The sequence below is a fragment of the Pseudoalteromonas sp. MBR-15 genome (genome assembly GCF_053628915.1).
Map to the genome: position 1 here is coordinate 1 of NZ_JBRJHH010000009.1, position 17,080 is coordinate 17,080.

The 17,080-nt window shown below is 41.7% G+C and carries 18 protein-coding genes; 5 read left to right on the plus strand and 13 right to left on the minus strand.

Annotated features, from left to right (window positions below):
- Positions 1–353: 353 nt before the first annotated feature.
- The 5 genes from ACSSVW_RS12945 to ACSSVW_RS12965 all read right to left on the minus strand — a co-directional run bounded on the left by ACSSVW_RS12945 (position 354) and on the right by ACSSVW_RS12965 (position 4,146).
- The gene (locus tag ACSSVW_RS12945) at positions 354–1,244 is read right to left on the minus strand and encodes a HEAT repeat domain-containing protein (RefSeq protein ID WP_065979440.1); all 891 of its coding nucleotides are present in this window, start codon (positions 1,242–1,244) and stop codon (positions 354–356) included.
- Between the two features lie 131 nt (positions 1,245–1,375).
- Positions 1,376–2,569 (minus strand): dipeptidase, encoded by a 1,194-nt coding sequence (locus ACSSVW_RS12950; RefSeq protein ID WP_454179458.1) that lies wholly within the window; start codon positions 2,567–2,569, stop codon positions 1,376–1,378.
- A gap of 60 nt (positions 2,570–2,629) precedes the next feature.
- Positions 2,630–2,887: a YheU family protein gene (locus tag ACSSVW_RS12955; RefSeq protein WP_036973480.1), complete on the minus strand. Its 258-nt coding sequence runs from the start codon at positions 2,885–2,887 to the stop codon at positions 2,630–2,632.
- Entirely contained in the window at positions 2,862–3,863 is a 1,002-nt protein-coding gene (locus ACSSVW_RS12960) for a hydrolase (protein WP_036973479.1), read from the minus strand. The genes ACSSVW_RS12955 and ACSSVW_RS12960 overlap by 26 nt, the downstream gene beginning before the upstream one ends.
- Before the next feature lie 142 nt (positions 3,864–4,005).
- Positions 4,006–4,146 (minus strand): DUF3149 domain-containing protein, encoded by a 141-nt coding sequence (locus ACSSVW_RS12965; RefSeq protein ID WP_074989877.1) that lies wholly within the window; start codon positions 4,144–4,146, stop codon positions 4,006–4,008.
- Between the two features lie 281 nt (positions 4,147–4,427).
- Between ACSSVW_RS12965 and ACSSVW_RS12970 the strand changes: the two genes are divergently transcribed.
- Positions 4,428–5,072, plus strand: a complete 645-nt coding sequence (locus ACSSVW_RS12970; RefSeq protein WP_051501944.1) for an outer membrane beta-barrel protein — start codon at positions 4,428–4,430, stop codon at positions 5,070–5,072.
- 370 nt (positions 5,073–5,442) lie between these two features.
- Here the strand turns inward: ACSSVW_RS12970 and ACSSVW_RS12975 are convergent, their stop codons facing one another.
- Together ACSSVW_RS12975 and ACSSVW_RS12980 are read right to left on the minus strand one after the other, a co-directional pair.
- Positions 5,443–5,865 carry a TIGR02444 family protein gene (locus ACSSVW_RS12975; RefSeq protein ID WP_454179459.1) on the minus strand — a complete coding sequence of 141 codons (423 nt, stop codon included), beginning with the start codon at positions 5,863–5,865 and terminating at the stop codon, positions 5,443–5,445.
- Entirely contained in the window at positions 5,852–7,771 is a 1,920-nt protein-coding gene (locus ACSSVW_RS12980; protein WP_454179460.1) for an ATP-binding cassette domain-containing protein, read from the minus strand. The genes ACSSVW_RS12975 and ACSSVW_RS12980 overlap by 14 nt, the downstream gene beginning before the upstream one ends.
- 129 nt (positions 7,772–7,900) lie before the next feature.
- Between ACSSVW_RS12980 and ACSSVW_RS12985 the strand changes: the two genes are divergently transcribed.
- Positions 7,901–8,104 carry a YheV family putative zinc ribbon protein gene (locus tag ACSSVW_RS12985; protein WP_036973475.1) on the plus strand — a complete coding sequence of 68 codons (204 nt, stop codon included), beginning with the start codon at positions 7,901–7,903 and terminating at the stop codon, positions 8,102–8,104.
- Positions 8,105–8,124: 20 nt separating this feature from the next.
- On the opposite strand, the gene ACSSVW_RS12990 is transcribed toward ACSSVW_RS12985, so the two are convergent.
- Positions 8,125–8,337 carry a SlyX family protein gene (locus ACSSVW_RS12990; RefSeq protein ID WP_036973473.1) on the minus strand — a complete coding sequence of 71 codons (213 nt, stop codon included), beginning with the start codon at positions 8,335–8,337 and terminating at the stop codon, positions 8,125–8,127.
- Entirely contained in the window at positions 8,324–9,322 is a 999-nt protein-coding gene (locus tag ACSSVW_RS12995; protein WP_036973471.1) for a WD40 repeat domain-containing protein, read from the minus strand. The genes ACSSVW_RS12990 and ACSSVW_RS12995 overlap by 14 nt, the downstream gene beginning before the upstream one ends.
- 201 nt (positions 9,323–9,523) lie before the next feature.
- Between ACSSVW_RS12995 and fkpA the strand changes: the two genes are divergently transcribed.
- Positions 9,524–10,279, plus strand: a complete 756-nt coding sequence (fkpA, locus tag ACSSVW_RS13000) for an FKBP-type peptidyl-prolyl cis-trans isomerase (protein WP_065979435.1) — start codon at positions 9,524–9,526, stop codon at positions 10,277–10,279.
- Positions 10,280–10,321: 42 nt separating this feature from the next.
- Here fkpA and ACSSVW_RS13005 read toward each other — a convergent pair whose 3' ends face one another.
- Positions 10,322–11,374 carry a S66 peptidase family protein gene (locus ACSSVW_RS13005; protein WP_454179461.1) on the minus strand — a complete coding sequence of 351 codons (1,053 nt, stop codon included), beginning with the start codon at positions 11,372–11,374 and terminating at the stop codon, positions 10,322–10,324.
- A 147-nt stretch (positions 11,375–11,521) separates the two neighbouring features.
- Complete coding sequence (gene rsd / locus ACSSVW_RS13010; RefSeq protein WP_454179462.1) at positions 11,522–11,992, minus strand: sigma D regulator; 471 nt, start codon at positions 11,990–11,992, stop codon at positions 11,522–11,524.
- Between the two features lie 613 nt (positions 11,993–12,605).
- Here rsd and hemE point away from each other — a divergent pair.
- A complete protein-coding gene (gene hemE / locus ACSSVW_RS13015; protein ID WP_036973467.1) occupies positions 12,606–13,670 on the plus strand; it encodes a uroporphyrinogen decarboxylase in 1,065 nt (354 codons plus the stop codon).
- Positions 13,671–13,729: 59 nt separating this feature from the next.
- Here the strand turns inward: hemE and sthA are convergent, their stop codons facing one another.
- Both sthA and ACSSVW_RS13025 read right to left on the minus strand, forming a co-directional pair.
- Positions 13,730–15,160, minus strand: coding sequence for a Si-specific NAD(P)(+) transhydrogenase (gene sthA / locus ACSSVW_RS13020; protein ID WP_036973466.1), 1,431 nt, complete (start codon positions 15,158–15,160; stop codon positions 13,730–13,732).
- A gap of 13 nt (positions 15,161–15,173) precedes the next feature.
- Positions 15,174–16,307, minus strand: a complete 1,134-nt coding sequence (locus ACSSVW_RS13025; RefSeq protein ID WP_065979432.1) for a fatty acid desaturase — start codon at positions 16,305–16,307, stop codon at positions 15,174–15,176.
- A gap of 116 nt (positions 16,308–16,423) precedes the next feature.
- Here ACSSVW_RS13025 and fabR point away from each other — a divergent pair, with 116 nt between their 5' ends.
- Positions 16,424–17,041 carry an HTH-type transcriptional repressor FabR gene (gene fabR / locus ACSSVW_RS13030; protein ID WP_036973464.1) on the plus strand — a complete coding sequence of 206 codons (618 nt, stop codon included), beginning with the start codon at positions 16,424–16,426 and terminating at the stop codon, positions 17,039–17,041.
- Positions 17,042–17,080 lie beyond the last annotated feature (39 nt).

A 17,080-nucleotide genomic window follows, 5' to 3' on the forward strand; every position in this document is an offset into this window, starting at 1 on the left:
GCAACTATCGTTGAGTAATCAACTATAGTGATGCATTAAGCATTCAAGAAAAACCCGAGCTTAGTCTCGGGTTTTTTTATGGATGAGAAAATAGATATTAGAAGGTAGATATTAGAAGGTAGATATTAGAAGGTAGATATTAGAAGGTAGATATTAGAAGTCAGTTACCGAGCGGGGGTTACTTACTGGTGTGATTAAACATCAAAAAGTTTGCTTGAGGCTAACGTGGCTTTATTTTGTTCTCGCTTTTCGCTTTTCGCTTTTCGCTTTTCGCTTTTCGCTTTTCGCTTTTCGCTTTTCGCTTTTCGCTTTTCGCTTTTCGCTTTTCGCTACTCGCTACTCGCTACTAACCACTAACCACTATTTCCAAGCACTTTGTTTAATTCTTCTCTTAGCCGTGGGTGTTTTAGGCTGTCGGTCATAATGTCAGCTACTTTACTATCGCCACTTGATTCTAAGCTTTGAATACGCTGTGCAAGCTCAAGAGCAAACTCTTTTTTATCGAGTTGATTAGCGCGATAAAATTGGCTCACAAGGGCACTGGCTGACACGCTACGAACATAGTCGTTATCGTCGCTTTGCAAGAGCTTTTGAAAGTAGTCGGCTAGTTTTGGTGAAACAGAATCGAGTCGCGATAGATTCTCTATGGCATGAATTCGTGTGGTTGGTTCACTTGTATACTCACTGATATTGAGCATCGCGTCGACAACGGCTGTGTGTTGATTTTCATCTAGATCACGTCTGAGCATGCCTAACGTCATTTTAAGTTGCCCATAGGCTGCCAAACGGTCGTCATCGCTATTATTGATATTTAGTAGTGCAGAAAATGCGTCGTTAATTGATTTGCTTGCATAGTGTTGATCGGCCTTAATGCGCTGACGATAATCATCAGGCAAGTTTCTAAACCAATTAACCGATGGATTTCTTTTGGTAGCTTCTGCAATACGTTCTTTTTCGCGTTGTTCGATGACTTTATCGATTTGTTCTGCAATTAAAGTTGGCTCAATTTTAGGGCTACTCTGTTCTAGTGCGTTAATTCGAGTTTCAAGGTCTAGAATATAGCCATGCAATGCGACGAGGTTTTCCCTGTCTTCAAGGGGAACGCTACCACTTACAGATGAAAAATCGTACTTTGCGGGTTGCGGTTTGTTGAGTGGCTTAGATGCCCCAAACTGGTTGTATAACGTTATGCCTAATGCAGCGGTTGCAAATACAAGCGCAACATTTCCTTGCCATGAAGCCATGTCACATCATCCTAATTACTTCTGTGTAATCATCAGATTAAATCATGCTATTTTTTTAATCAATAAACGATGTTGCAATCAATAAAAAAGCGCATTAGCTGCGCTTTTAAGATGGTGATAATGAGGTTAGTTTAATGCGCTTTCGCGTACTCTTCAGCTTGTTGCCAAACTCGAAGCATGTTGCCACTTAAGATCTTTTTAATATCTTTATCGCTATAGCCTCGATCTATGAGGCCTTGTACAAGGTTAGGGTAGCTAGACACGTCCTTTAAGCCTACAGGCAGTGAGTCACCAACACCATCGTAGTCAGAGCCAATACCGACGTAATCAATGCCTATTAGCGCGACTACGTGGTCGATATGGTCAAGTACTTGCTCAAGGCTTGCAAACGGGAATGGGTTCTTAGCACGATAAGCTGCGTCAAAATCTTTGCTGAGCTTCGTGCCTTCCTTCTTCTTGTCTGCTTTTGCTGTTTTTAGCTGATCATACCAAGAACCAGCTTGAGCGGTTACGAAGCTTGAACCAAAGTTGATTTGAATAACACCGCCATTCTTTTTGAGTGCTAATAACATATCGTCATTCATATTACGCTCAAAGCCTGGCGTATATTTACGCAGCGATGAGTGAGAGGCAATCACTGGTACTTTCGAAATTTCCATGACTTGGTAAAACGCATCATCTGAAATATGCGATACGTCTACAAGCATACCGATGTTGTTCATCTCTTTGACCAGCTCTTTACCAAATGGGCTTAAGCCTTTCCATTTACGGCGAATATCGTAAGAAGAGTCTGAAATGTGATTGCTTTGCGAGTGAGCAAGGGTGATGTAGCGCACACCACGGTCATAAAAATGCTTCAGGTTTTTCATGTCACCTTCAATCGGTGAACCATTTTCCATCCCCATTGCCAACGACATTTTACCTTGTTTAAAGTGTGCTTTGATATCTGCTGTTGAATCAGCCATTGCAAATTTATCTGGGGCACGCTGTACAATGGCTTCCATGCTATCGATTAACTGATTAGCAAGTTGGTAGCTTTTACCTTTGCCTTCAAACTCGAGGTTAGCTGGAATGTAAATTGACATAAAAGGGGCGTTTAGGCCGCCTTGCACTGCACGCGGATAGTCAAAATCGCCGTCATCAGTCGCTTTAGTTACATCGGCCCATTTATCGTGAATACGGTAAGGCACATCAATGTGTGTATCAATTAAAATCGTGTCTTTTGTTAGTTTGATGGCTTTATCTGATGCCGTCGTCTCACTTGCATGAGCTTGGCTGATTAAGGCCAACGAAACAGCGGCAACCAATGAGCTTAGTTTTTTCATTCTTAATGGCTCTTTAAAGTTAAAAAGCCATTGTGAAGGGTTGTAGAAAAAGTTACAAGTTTAGTCGTTAAACGACGCTTGATACTCTGGGTCGGCTTGTAATGCGATAAACTCGGCTTTTGAAATAATGGTGACAGATTCATGTAGTTCAGAAAAGAACACCATTGCGTCACCTTTTTTTAGTTGCTGAGTAACCTGCGCCACCTTACTTTCAATACTTACCTCTTGCTCGCCATAGTCAGTGCCTTCACGTAATACATAGCTTTCAATTAAATTGTAAAGTGTCTCTTTATCAAGTTTTTCGTGTGGAATGATCATCACTGCTCTTTTTAACTAACTGTTGAAAATACTCAGGCACTATACGCTCAAGCCAGTACTCGGGTTTAAACGGATTATTACCGCTAATAAAACCAACATGGCCGCCTTTTTCGGAGATACGCAGAGTAACATGTTCACTGACATCTGTGCTATCGGGCACGGCTTTAATTGATAGCATCGGGTCATCTTTTGCGTGCACAATAAGTGTCGGTGTTGCGATCGTTTTTAAAAACGGTTTGGCGCTTGCTTGTTGATAGTAATCTTCAGCGCCAGCAAAACCATGCAAGGGAGCCGTTAGTAAGTTATCGAACTGCCATAAGTCATCAATAGCCATTAACTTTTCTGGGGTAAGACTAATTTGCTGTTCTATTTGTGGCAGCTTTCTTTGCATTGATTTTTTCATGCGATCAAGCAAATACTTTTGATAAATTTTACCTAAACTTTTACGTATTACTTCGCATGATGCCGATAAATCAAAAGGAGCCGATACCACGGCTGCACCATGTAAGTTCGATTGGCTACCTTGCTCACCTAAATATTTAGCAAGCACATTACCGCCTAGCGAAAAGCCAACAGCGAAAAGAGGACGTGAGGGAAATGTGTTTTTTAGGTGGTTGATAAAAAAGCGTAAATCTTCGGTCTCGCCACTATGATAAGCACGCGCAAGGCGATTAACTTCGCGTGAGCAATTACGAAAGTGCATGAGCACTACCGCAAAGCCTTGCTGCTTGAGCTTTTTCATCATGCCTTTGGCATAAAAGCTATTAATGTTGCCCTCTAGGCCGTGTAACACAATGGCTAATGGAGCATGTTCATTGTGTGGCTGTGCCCAAGCAAGTTCTAAAAAGTCACCATCTGGGGTGTCGATTGTTGATAAGTCGTAGCGTGTATTATGAAAAGGACGAAAGAAGCGCGGCATTATGGTTTGCAAATGGCGATTGCGCATCCACCACGCAGGCTTAAACTCAGGTAACATAGTTGACACTTTCAAGACAAAACAAGCGCCCATTGTAGCAAGTTTTTGCTTTTTTAGAACAGGTGGCAATTTTGTGTTGTTGCAAATAAAAAGCCCCTAAACAATAAAATTGGATGGGGGCTTTGTGCGTCGTGCTTAATTCTTACTTAGGAACTTCTGCGTCGTGAACTTTCTTGATGAAATATCCGACGTAAAAAAGGCATAAAACGATAACAACTGCCAAAATGCCAAATGACATAAATAAGACGGGGTCGCTAAAAAAATCTCTAAAGAATACGTTCATGGTTGTGCCTCCTAATGTCTATGGGTTAATCATAGGCTGGCTTTGGGGTGGGTGATATGATCCAGATCAAGCTATTTTCCTGAAGCTACACAAGGCGATTTAGAAGTTGATTTGGATCAAAAAATTAAAAGGAGTTAGTGAGGACCAAGCTAGTAATGGCAAGTTGGTTTATATTTAATTTCTTGTGAAAAAGAGTATTACTATTGTATATCTTCAATTAACTTACGCTAAAATGCGCCCTGTTTTTGGGAGTTCAATTTTATTAAAATAGAGATAATAAAGTGAAAAAAATTATTTTGTTGGGAGTTTTAGTCTTATTACCTACCTATACTCAGGCTACTGTAGTTTCTGAAATATTAATTGGCAAAGCTAAAAATAAAATTCATACATATCAAGATCATGATTTAGGTGATAGCTACTCTTCTACATTAAATTCAGATTCTTTTGGCTTTCGATTAGGTTATGAATTCAATGAATATCTTGCGTTTGAAATTGCAAAGCATAGGCATGGCGAATCAGTAAATGAGTATACGATATCAATACCGGCTCATTTCCCCAGTGATTATAAACAATCTATGCAAGTAAGAGTACCTTTAGAAGTAGAATCAATTCGTTTTGGAATTAAAGGAAAGTCAGAAATATTTAAAGACTTTTCTATCAATGCAAGGTTTGGTGTAGCTCATTGGGAATATAAAGATGCTAATCCTACCAAACTAGTGCCGACTGACAATATCCAGTATCAAGAAAGTGGCAATGATTTATACGCAGCAATTGGCTTAGAATATTTATTTACAGAGCACTTTTACTTGGGTGTAGAATATTCGTTGCTAGGTATCAAAGAGTCTAAAGAATACGACTATAGCGGAACAATTAAATATCAGCATGATATACAAGATTTTTCAGTTGTGCTTGGCTGGAGGTTTTAAATTTAACTTTATGAATTCTGTTGGGTAGAGTGAAATCCAATGAAGCTCACTGATGGAATGGCTTAAGGTTTGAGTCTGTAAGTCGTCGCTTATGGTGACAATGACTACTCTATTGAGATTAACGCGCTAAAGCACGACCCTACAGAAGCGCTGTATAGCTTTTACTTACTACCCCCTAAAGCGTAGCGCCTCTAACCTCATAGTGAATAAATTACTTTAAAATTTTACAAAGAAAAGACGGTGAGACAGATAAAGATATATTCGCAGTTAAAGCTGGCTCCTACAGGTATGAATCCCCTTGGGCAATGGTTTTAGTCATGATTGACCTAACTACACCCTAAACACAAGCTTGCCCCAAATTACTTACAATTTACAGTTCAAGTAAATACAACCTAATATTATTCGGCTCCGGATACGTAACTAATCTAAATTTATTTACCGCATCTATCAACATTCCTTGTTGCTGCTTTTCGAGTTTTAACTCGGCGTTGAGTAGGTCTATACGAATAGCTGCGTAGTCAGCAATTTCGGTTTGATTGGCTTTTAGGTAGGCGCGAGTCTTACGTAGAGGCTTTAATACCTGCTCGTCAAATTCAATAATACATAATTCAAGCTGATTAAGTTGAGAGTTTTTTAAAGCAAGCCCAAGAGAATCTAAATAATGCAATAGCAGACACAGGTTAACGTTTTTACCTTGCTGGTTTTGGTAATCTAACAGGCGTGCTTGCATGTCATCTTTACTATAAAGCTGACATGCAAATTGCCAAAAATCGTCACTGTTAAGCAAGTTCATCGGCAAACGCTTGTTCTTTTTCTTCCATCTCTTCAAGGGCCATCAGTAGCTCCTCTTCGATGTCATTTACTTTTGGCGTTAATGTCGCTTGTTTTGCGAGTAACTCTTTGAGTTTTGCTTTGTTGTCATCGTTATAAAGCGCGTTGTCGCCAAGTGCCTCTTCGATTTCAGCTAATTCCGCTGAGTGTTTATCGAGTTGCTTTTCGAGCTTTTCAATTTGCTTTTTAAGTGGTTGCACTGATTTTCTAAACTCGGCTTCTAAGCGCTTTTGTTCTTTACGATTGATGCTTGAATGCGCTTTCGGTACACTGTCTTCAGTTGTTTTTGCAGCTTCTTTGTTCGCATTGAGTAACCACTGGTAGTACGCGTCAAGGTCATAGCCAAACTGGGTTACTTCTCCGTTATCAACAAGGTAATATTCATCGGCTGTGTTTTTTAACATGTGGCGATCGTGCGATACGGTGACCATTGCCCCTTCAAAACCTTGTAGAGCCATTACAAGAGCATGTCGCATTTCTAAATCAAGGTGGTTGGTGGGCTCATCGAGTAACAGTAAGTTGGGCTTTTGATACACCAACATAGCCAGTACTAAACGTGCTTTTTCGCCACCCGAAAATGGAGCAACTGGCTCAAGTGCTTTATCGCCAAAAAATGCAAAGCCCCCTAAAAAGTCGCGCAGTGATTGCTCTGTTGCCTGCGGATTTAAACGTTGTAAATGCGTAACGGCACTGGCTCTTAGATCCAACGATTCGAGTTGGTGCTGCGCAAAGTAGCCAATATTTAATCCTTGATGCTGAAACACTTCGCCCGCTTGCGGTTTGAGATCTCCAGCTAATAATTTTATTAGCGTTGATTTACCCGCGCCATTTCGACCAAGCAAGGCAATACGGCTGCCCGGTACGAGGTTAAGCTTAATGCTGTGTAAAATGGTGGTATCGCCATAGCCCGCTTTGGCTTGGTCAAGTGTCATGAGCGGGTTCGGTAGTGCGGTTGGTTCAGCAAACTCAAAATCGAAGGGTGAATCAGCATGTGCTGGCGCCAGCTTTTCCATACGCTCCAGTGCTTTTACCCGGCTTTGTGCTTGTTTTGCTTTACTTGCTTTGGCTTTAAAGCGAGTAATAAACTGTTCAAGATGCGCAATTTGTTCTTGTTGCTTTTCGAACATGGCCTGTTGCTGTAATAAGCGTTCTGCTTTTTGGCGTTCAAATTGCGAGTAATTGCCTTTATAAATATTAATTTTTTGCTGGTCGATATGCCAAATTTGATCAACCACCGCATCGAGAAACTCACGGTCGTGTGAGATAAGCACAAGTGTGCCAGTATAGGCGCGTAAAAAGCGCTCTAACCAGTAAACAGCATCAAGGTCTAAGTGGTTGGTTGGCTCATCTAAAAGCAATAAATCGGCATCGCGAATAAGGGCTTGTGCCAAGTTTAAGCGCATACGCCACCCCCCCGAAAAGGCACTCACAGGGTTGTCAATTTGCTCATTGGAGAAACCTAAACCATGTAGCAGTTCACCGGCTTTTGCTTCAATGCTGTAACCTTGGATATTTTCAAGCCCAATATGTGCCTTTGCTTGTGCCGCGCCATCATTATTTTGCTCGGCTTCGCGTAGTGCGATTCTGAGTGTGTAATAGTCAGGATGGCCTTGGAGTACGTAATCAAGCGCACTAATATCGAGAGCCGGTGTTTCTTGTTTTACAGAAGAAATGGACCAGTCTTTAGGAATACTGCATTCACCAGCATCGAGTTGTAATTCAGACTTTAATAGCGCGAACAATGTGGATTTACCACAGCCATTAGCCCCGACTAGGCCTACTTTATGCTCAGGGAATAAGGTTGCAGAGGCACCTTTTAATAAGGCATTACCACCACGAAGAAGCTCGATGTCTGAAATTTGGATCATGAAAGTTTACTTGCACACCACAGTTTTAATTGCGCATATCATAACACGGATCGTATTAGGCTTCGCAATCGTATCAAACACAGAATTATTAGGCTAAAATAGCCGCCTAAATGGCACCGGAGATCATGTATGAGACAAAAAAAACGCTTTATCGCAGGGGCATCATGCCCAGAGTGTAATGCGATGGATACGATGATGCTTTATAAAGAGCATGATGTTGAGAAAGTAGAATGTGTGCAGTGTGGCCATAAAATGACTCAGCCAGAAAAAGCAGTACAAGCCTCAACACGCCAGTTTGAACAAGTGATTGGGGTGTTTAAGCCGGGCGATTAACCCGGCTAAATTTTTCAATATTAATAATGTGGCGGAGGCGGCTCATGCATCTGCGACATTAAAGAAGGTTGTTGTGCTTCTTTAATTTTTTCTGCAAGCAATTCAGTCTGGCGCTTCATTTTTGCAAGCTGTTGCTGATGCGCTTTAAGCTCATCATTTAATATTTCAATTGTTTCATCTTGAAAAGCGACTTTTGCTTCAAGTTCCATTAGACGATGTTCAATTGTGTTCATTTGATTCTCTTACATTAAAACTTTCAGCGAATCCGCTGGAGCTTTCGGTTAATAACGCTTGGTTGTTATCAGTAAACGCAACATCTAACACCACGGCCGATTTCGGGCGACTTCCTTCACGAGGAACCACTTGCCACGTTTGCAATTTTTTACCTGAGTCTAGCTGCCATAATTCAACAAGTCGATTGGGTGACCCGGTTGCAATTAAGGTGCCTTCATCGTTAAAACGCACTGCGGTAAAAATTTTCTGACGCGCAATATACGCCAGTTTGCTAACAAGATCACCTGTAGTCAGTTGCCATACATTTGCTTGCTTCATACTGTCAGCTGTAAATGCATAGCGGCCTTGTGGATCGAGGGCGACTTGAGTAACGCGAGTCGGGTGGTTAAAGCGATGTATAACTTGCCCTGTACGGGTATCCCAAAAGTAGGCAACATAGTCATTAGAACCACTGATTGCGTAATGACCATTCGGTGAAAGGTCAACAACATTCACTTTTTCTTGGTGGCCAAGGAACTCTATGCGTCTTCCGGTCTCTAAGTCGAGGTAAACGACTACACCGTCGGCGCGGCCATATAACACGCTGCGTCCTTGGTTGCTAATCGCGATATCTCTAATTGTTGAGGCGTGTATTTTATAGTAGCCCGTGTTTTTACCTGAGTTAATGTCCCACACAGCAAATGTGGACTTTTCTGCGGTGACAGCATGGCTATTGTCGTAAGAGATTGCCACAGTGTGAACGAGGCTATCTTGAGCTTGTTGTTGAAACCATTGGTATTTTAATACCTGCTGTTGATTATCCCACAGCGCGACCCCATGGTGTATAGATGAGATCACGCTGTATTTGCCATCATGCGAAATAGCAGATGCAAACGCACCTTTAGCCGCATGTTCATAACGTGCAGTGGATTGCTCATGTTGCTCAGAGCAGGCAACAACTAAGCTTAGGCTTAGCAGATACAAAAAAGTACGAAATATCGACATATTACGGGTATTTCCCCTTAACTCTTCGTGATTGAGAGGTTAGACTAGGGCTCATTAAAGGCCTAGGTTGTTATTCTAATCACTGATCATGCGTTTGCATGAAGTTTAGTTATTAGACAAGCAGCCTACCATGTAGGTCGTTAATCTTTAACTAGTAATAATACAATAATTGACAACTGCAAAGTGTGTCGGAGATATAAAATGAGAAAGACGATTAAATTGTCATTGATTGCAGCGTCAGTTTTAGCGCTTACAGCTTGTAATCAAGAAGCAAAAAAAGAACAGCAAGTTGAAGTTAAACTAGAGACTGAAGCACAACAACAAGCATACGGTATCGGTGCCTCTGTTGGTAATTTCTTGAATCAAGACTTAGCTGACAAAAAAGAGTTAGGTGTTGAATTAGATGAAGCGCTATTAAAGCGTGGTTTTGAAGACGCACTTGCAGGTAACGCAAAATTAGACGACGAAAAAATTCGTGAAGTGTTAACAGCGCTTGATCAAAGCATTCGTACTAAGCAACAAGAAAAAGCAAAAGTAGAAGCTGAACAGAGCAAAGCTGAAGGCGAAAAATACCTAGCTGAGAACGCGAAGAAAGAAGGCGTGACAGTAACTGAGTCTGGTTTACAGTACGAAGTGATTTCACAAGGTGATGGCGAAAAGCCAGTTGCAACTGACGTGGTAAAAGTACACTACAAAGGTACTTTACTAGATGGAACTGAGTTCGATAGCTCTTATTCACGTAATGAGCCAACGACTTTCCCACTTAACCGTGTGATCCCAGGTTGGACTGAAGGTTTACAGTTAATGCCTGTTGGCTCTAAGTACAAGTTCACTATTCCAGCTGATCTTGCTTACGGTGAGCGCGACCTAGGTAAGATCCCTGCTAACTCAACGCTTGTGTTTGAAGTAGAACTACTTGAAATTCAAAGCGAAGAAAAAGCAGCTGCTGCAGAGTAATTTTTTACTCAATGAGAAAAGGGCCTAAAGTAGGCCCTTTTTTTAGCTGCTAAATGCTGTTTCTTTCATTTGCAGCGTGCCTTTATCGGCATCAAGTGCCACCACCGTACCGACCGGTAAAATAAACTGGCGTTTAATATGACCAATCATTGCACCGCGATAAGCCGGAATGCCTAATGGCTTAATATAATCAGCAAAGATATCATCCAAGGTTAATGAGCCATAGCCTCGACCTGGCTTACAGTCATTACAATCACCAAATACAAACCCCGCTATTTTATCTAGTGCGCCCATAAGTTTAAGGGTGCTCATCATACGGTCAATACGATAAGGGGCTTCATCAATATCTTCTAAAAATAAAATAGCCCCATTAAAGTCAGGTAAGTAGTCAGAGCCTGCGAGTGCTGTGAGTACAGTGAGATTCCCCCCGATTAAACGGCCACTGACCTGACCCGCATTGATGGTTTGGGTTAAGTATTGGCTGTTGACTAGTTCATCGTCTGCTTTGGATAAATTTTGGTAGCGCATTAACTGACGTTGTTCAAACATGTTTTTAAATTGCGCAACATGAAATGGATTCCAATCGCTGGTGGCATTAGGGCCATGAAAACTAATAAGCCCGGCTTTAGCGAGTAATGCATTATGTAATGCCGTGATATCAGAATAGCCCATAAGAGGTTTCGGATTATTTCGAATTGTTGCATAGTCTAAAAGTGGCAGGATGCGAGCCGCACCCGACCCACCCCGTAAGCACACAATCGCATCGACATGTGGGTCGGCAAATAAGCTGTTTAAGTCACTCGCTCTTTGTGCATCTGTGCCAGCTAAATGACCGCGTCGGGCTAAAATATTAGGGGCAAGCTTTGCTCTATAGCCGAGTGCTTCTATTACACCTTTTGCGAGTATGATGTCAGCGTGCTCAGCGGTTGCCGCTGATGGGCTGCACAGACCAATGGTTCCCCCTTTTTTTAATGGCTTTGGTTTTACTAAAGTGGGAGTTGCAGTGTGTGATGCGCCAATCAGTGGTTGGCTGGTTGCTAAACTTGCACCTGCTGCAAGAACAGAAAGAGATTTTAAGAAAGTACGTTTGTTCATCGTGCGCCTCATTTTTTTACTATGAGTAACGCATTAAAATAATTATTTCAAATTTTTGTTATGAAATGGAATATAACATTCTATTAAGGTAGGCAGATAACAAGACTTTCCAGCAGAGAAAGTGTTCTCTGCTGCCGTCTTACTGTGTTAGCTGGTGTGGTTTGAATAGAGATTATCGATTAGTTCATCTTCTAATTCAAAGCGCAGCTCAAGTGCTTCACCTAGCACTGATAAATCTTTATCAAATTCGTCGAGCAAGTCATCTGAGTCAACTTCAGCGTATTTGTCGTTAAAGTCTAATGCAACATCGGTAGTTTCAGAAATTTGTGGGTAGAGCGCATTGGCTAGCTTTTGGCTTTCTGGGCCTTTTTCTTCACAGGCCTTGGCAATGTCGTCATACACTTCGAAATGTCCCGCTGACAGGTAATCCATCAGTATTTGACAAAAGTTTTGGATTTGCAGTTGATCAGGTAGGGCGTGATCTTTCTTTTCATACGGTGAAAATCCCGCAATACGGCAAAACAACACAAGTAGCTCTTGACGTTCTGTAAGCCATTTATCGATGACAGAATGGCTACCTCCCCACTTTTGTTGAGCTTTTTCCAAACGCGTCAGCATATTTCATCTCCTCGCTGAGTTGGTTTTCCTTCCCTATATAAGAAGGAAATATGACACAAAGATCAACTAAATTCTTAGTGTCTAATTGCAACAGATTGTTAAAAGCCAACTTAGAGGCGCATATTTAAGCAGCGTTTTTCTGCTTCTTTACGCTGTTGTCTAAGGCTGGACTTTTATGCTCTAACAGCAGTGTATGGGAAATAATTAAAAACTACTAGTGTTTATTTTGGATTATCAATCTAATGAGGTAGAGGGGGTATCTTGTTGATTAAGAAAAGAAAAAACCACCAAAATTGGTGGTTTAATTCTTTTTCCGGACTTGTTAAAACAAGCTTTCTTATAGTTATGGGAAGATTTTTGTTCTTATTGTTATACAATTTTTATTATTGTTTTTGTTAACGCGGGATAAGTTATACCAAGCTTTTTTCGATGTTGCAAATTTATTAATAAAAAGTTTTAAAATTATTTTAATTTCGTTCAATAATTGTGCGGTTTTATGTGGCGTAGCTAAAAACTATGATCTATGTCTAGGGTCGGTTATCTATCCATAGTGAGCGGCGCAATATGGTGATACAATCAGCGCAATTTCATTCAGTTCTAGGATCTAAAACGCATGAGCGAATTAAAAAACGACCGTTATTTACGTGCACTACAAAAGCAACCTGTCGATGTTACACCGGTATGGATGATGCGCCAAGCAGGCCGTTATTTACCTGAATACCGTGCTACACGTGCTCAAGCAGGCGACTTTATGAGCTTATGTAAAAACGCCGAACTTGCTTGTGAAGTGACTTTACAGCCATTACGTCGTTACCCGCTTGATGCTGCGATTCTATTCAGCGATATTTTAACTATCCCAGATGCGATGGGATTAGGCCTTTATTTCGAAACCGGCGAAGGTCCTAAGTTCGAGCGCCCAATTTCATCATTAGCGGATGTTAAAAAGATTCCTAATATCGATCCAACTGATGAATTAGGCTATGTGATGAATGCGGTAAGCACCATTCGTCGTGAACTCAAAGGTGAAGTGCCACTGATTGGCTTCTCAGGTTCACCTTGGACACTTGCCACATACATGGTTGAAGGTGGAAGCAGCAAAACATTCGGGAAAATCAAAAAAATGGCGTTTGCAGAACCGCAAACACTACACCTATTACTCGATAAATTAGCTGATTCAGTGATTGATTACCTCAACGCACAAGTGAAAGCAGGTGCGCAATCATTGATGGTTTTTGATTCATGGGGGGGAGTGTTAAGCCCGCGTGATTACAATGAATTCTCACTACAGTATATGCATAAAATCGTTGATGGCTTAATTCGCGAGTACGACGGTCGTAAAGTGCCGGTAACACTATTTACTAAAAATGGTGGTCAGTGGATTGAAGCAATTGCAGCAACAGGCTGTGATGCAGTAGGCCTTGATTGGACAATCAATATTGGTGATGCAAAGCGTCGTGTTGGTGATAAAGTGGCACTACAAGGTAATATGGACCCATCAATGCTGCACGGTACGCCAGAGCGTATTCGTCAAGAAGTGGCCACAATTTTAGAAGACTTTGGTACAGGTTCTGGTCATGTATTTAATTTAGGGCATGGTATTACCCCAGATGTTGACCCTGAACATGCCGGTATATTTATTAACTCAGTGCATGAGTTAAGCGCTAAATATCACAAGTAAGTCGCTCTAGTTATAAAAAAGCCCGCAATATGCGGGCTTTTCTATATACGTTCAATCGCTTATTTAAATAAGCGATTTAAACCATTTAACGCAGCAACTCGGTAGGCCTCAGCCATGGTTGGGTAGTTAAAGGTTGTATTTACGAAGTAATCGATGGTGTTACCACCGTTCTTTTGTTCCATAATTGCTTGCCCGATATGGACAATTTCAGACGCACGTTCACCAAAGCAATGCACACCAAGCACTTCTTTAGTATCAACATGGAATAAAATCTTTAAGCTACCTACCTCAGTTCCGGCAATTTGTGCGCGTGCCAAATGCTTAAACTGTGCACGGCCAACTTCATATGGAATTTTAGCTGCGGTAAGCTCTTGTTCGGTTTTACCCACTGAGCTCATTTCAGGAATCGTATAAATACCGGCAGGAATATCAATAATCAATTTTTCTTCGCAGTTACCACATGCAATGGCATCAGCAGCAATACGCCCTTGGTCAAAGGCAGCACTCGCAAGGCTTGGGTAACCAATAACATCACCTACAGCATAAATGTTATCAACCTCTGTTTGGTATGTTTCATTTACTTTAAGCTGGCCACGGCTATCGGCTTTTAAACCCACAGCATCGAGGTTTAGAGTGTCGGTATTACCCGTACGTCCGTTAGCAAACAAAATACAGTCTGCTTTGACACGTTTGCCCGACTTCAAATGCATCACGACACAGTCATCACGGGTTTCGATGCGATCAAACTCTTCGTTATGGCGAATAACAATGCCGCTATTCCAAAAGTGGTAACTCAGTGCATCTGAAATCTCAGCATCCATAAAGGCTAGTAAGCGATCACGGGTGTTAACTAAGTCAACTTTTGCGCCTAAGCCTTTAAAAATAGAGGCGTACTCACAGCCAATCACACCTGCACCATAAATAAGCACGCGATGAGGGTCGTGTTCAAGGCCTAAAATGGTATCGCTGTCGTAAATTCGTGGATGCGAAAAATCAACGCCTGGTGGCCTGTAAGGGCGAGAACCCGTTGCGATAACAATGGTTTGTGCAGTTAACGTTTCAAATGAACCGTCGATGTGAGTAATTTTCACTGTGTGTTTATCAATAAACTCAGCATCGCCTTGGTACATATGAATACGATTACGGTCGTAAAAGCTACTGCGTAGGTTAGATTGTTTCGAAATGACATTACTAGCATGGCGAAGAATATCAGGGAAAGTGAGGCGGTTAGGGCGCTCGCTGATATTAAAAAGTGGGTTCGCTTTGTATTCAATGTAACGACTAACAGAGTGGCGTAAGGCTTTTGAAGGAATAGTGCCCCAATGGACGCAACCGCCACCTACTGATTCTTGGCGCTCAATAACAGCTACTTTCTTGTTACTTTTAGACAGGTTCATGGCGGTGCCTTCACCGCCAGGACCTGTGCCTATGATAATCGCGTCGTACTGATACGAAGGCGTATCTTTTTGCTTTACGTTTTGTTTGGCCACAGCCGCTCCTATGTTAACTAAAAGAGGCTTTTAATAACCTCGCATTTAGTGCAAGCCAAGCCTGCTTTTGGTTTTCCCAAGCGGCTTCAAGCTCATGATATTGTGTCATTACTGCTGATTTTTCGCATTGTTTAATCATTTTATTTTTTTTGATTTCTAACACGCGTTTTTGCAGGGCACAAAAGTGTTGCAGCTTTTTCAGCAATAATTCGTACTCAGATTGTAATAATGTAAGCTTATCTTGGGCTAAAGGCAATTTTGCGAGCTTATCTTGGGTTTTATTCATCAAGGTTTCTGCTTTCGCTTTTTCAATACGTTCAACAGGTGTACGTTTGAGCTTTGAGGCTAAACCCATCGCGGCCAATGAGCGGATCATCCACTTAGTAGGGTCATAGTGATACCATTTTATGCCGTTACGATAGTCGCTGGCAAAAATATGGTGGAAGTTATGATAACCTTCGCCATAAGTGAATAACGCTAAAAAACCGTTATCACGTGCAGTATTTTTCTCTGTGTATGGACGAGAGCCCCAAATGTGCGCCACTGAATTTATAAAAAAGGTAAAGTGTTGGCTTAATACCAAACGTAGCAGACCCGCAAGTAATAGCATGCCCCACACATCACCCAGCATTAAACCCAGTGCAAGTGGAATACCAATATTAGTGGCTAATACTAACTTCATGTAATGGCGGTGTTGCCACATTACCACTTTATTTTTCTGTAAATCTCGGCAGTTGTTGTAGTTGCCATACTCATCACCTTGATAGTCACGTAGCATCCAGCCTATATGGCTATACCAAAAGCCGTTGGTAGCTGCGTAAGGGTCTTTGACAGGGTCGTCGACTTGACCATGGTGAATACGGTGATCACTACTCCAATGCAGTGCGCTGTTTTGCAGTGCAAATGCACCACCAAGGGCAAAAAAGGCTTCAATCACTGGATGAGTATCGTAAGTCTTGTGTGCCCACAGGCGATGATACCCTGCGGTAATCGACATACCCGCATAAAACATACACGCAACGAATGCAATCCAATGTGCGCTGGTAAATCCATAGGTAATTCCATACCATGGCACTAAAGTAACGGCAGCCAAAAAAGTAAGGCTAAAGAATAGGACATTGGTCCAAATAATAGGTGGTTTTTTCATCTTTCAAAATCTGAGCGTACACTTGTACGCTAAAATAGTGTTTCAAACTCTCCGCGTCAAGTATTAGACTGTCTCATTAACCGAAAAATCATTAAAAATTCACGCTGGGAGTTTCCATGTCGGGTGTTAGAGCGCAACAGAAACAAAAAACACGACAAGCACTAATCGAAGCAGCATTTAATCAATTGAGTGCGGATCATAGTTTTTCTAATTTAAGCTTGCGTGAAGTTGCCCGTGAGGCCGGTATTGCGCCTACCTCGTTTTACCGTCACTTTAAAGACATGAACGAACTTGGCTTAACCATGGTAGATGAAGCGGGTTTAACGCTGCGTCAATTAATGCGTCAAGCACGTAGGCGAATAGCCAGTGGTGGCAGTGTCATTACGACATCTATTGTGACTTTTATGGAGTTTATCGATAACTCGAGTAATCAGTTTAGGTTGCTGCTGCGTGAACGTTCTGGCACTTCTAAGGCATTTCGTGCTGCTGTCGCGCGTGAAATTAAACACTTTATCTTAGAACTTGCTCACTACCTTGAAAGCGAAACCCCATGCGATGCCACCCATGCGTATATTCAAGCGGAGGCCATGGTGACTTTAGTATTTAACGCCGGAGCTGAGGCACTTGATATTGAAGGACAGCAGCGAGAAGAGTTAGTAGAGCGTCTAATTTGGCAACTACGTTATATTGCTCGCGGCGCCACAATGTATGTGCGAGACAACAATCATTCTTAAAAGTTAATCTAAACACGGGAGTCGGCTGTAAACGATAAA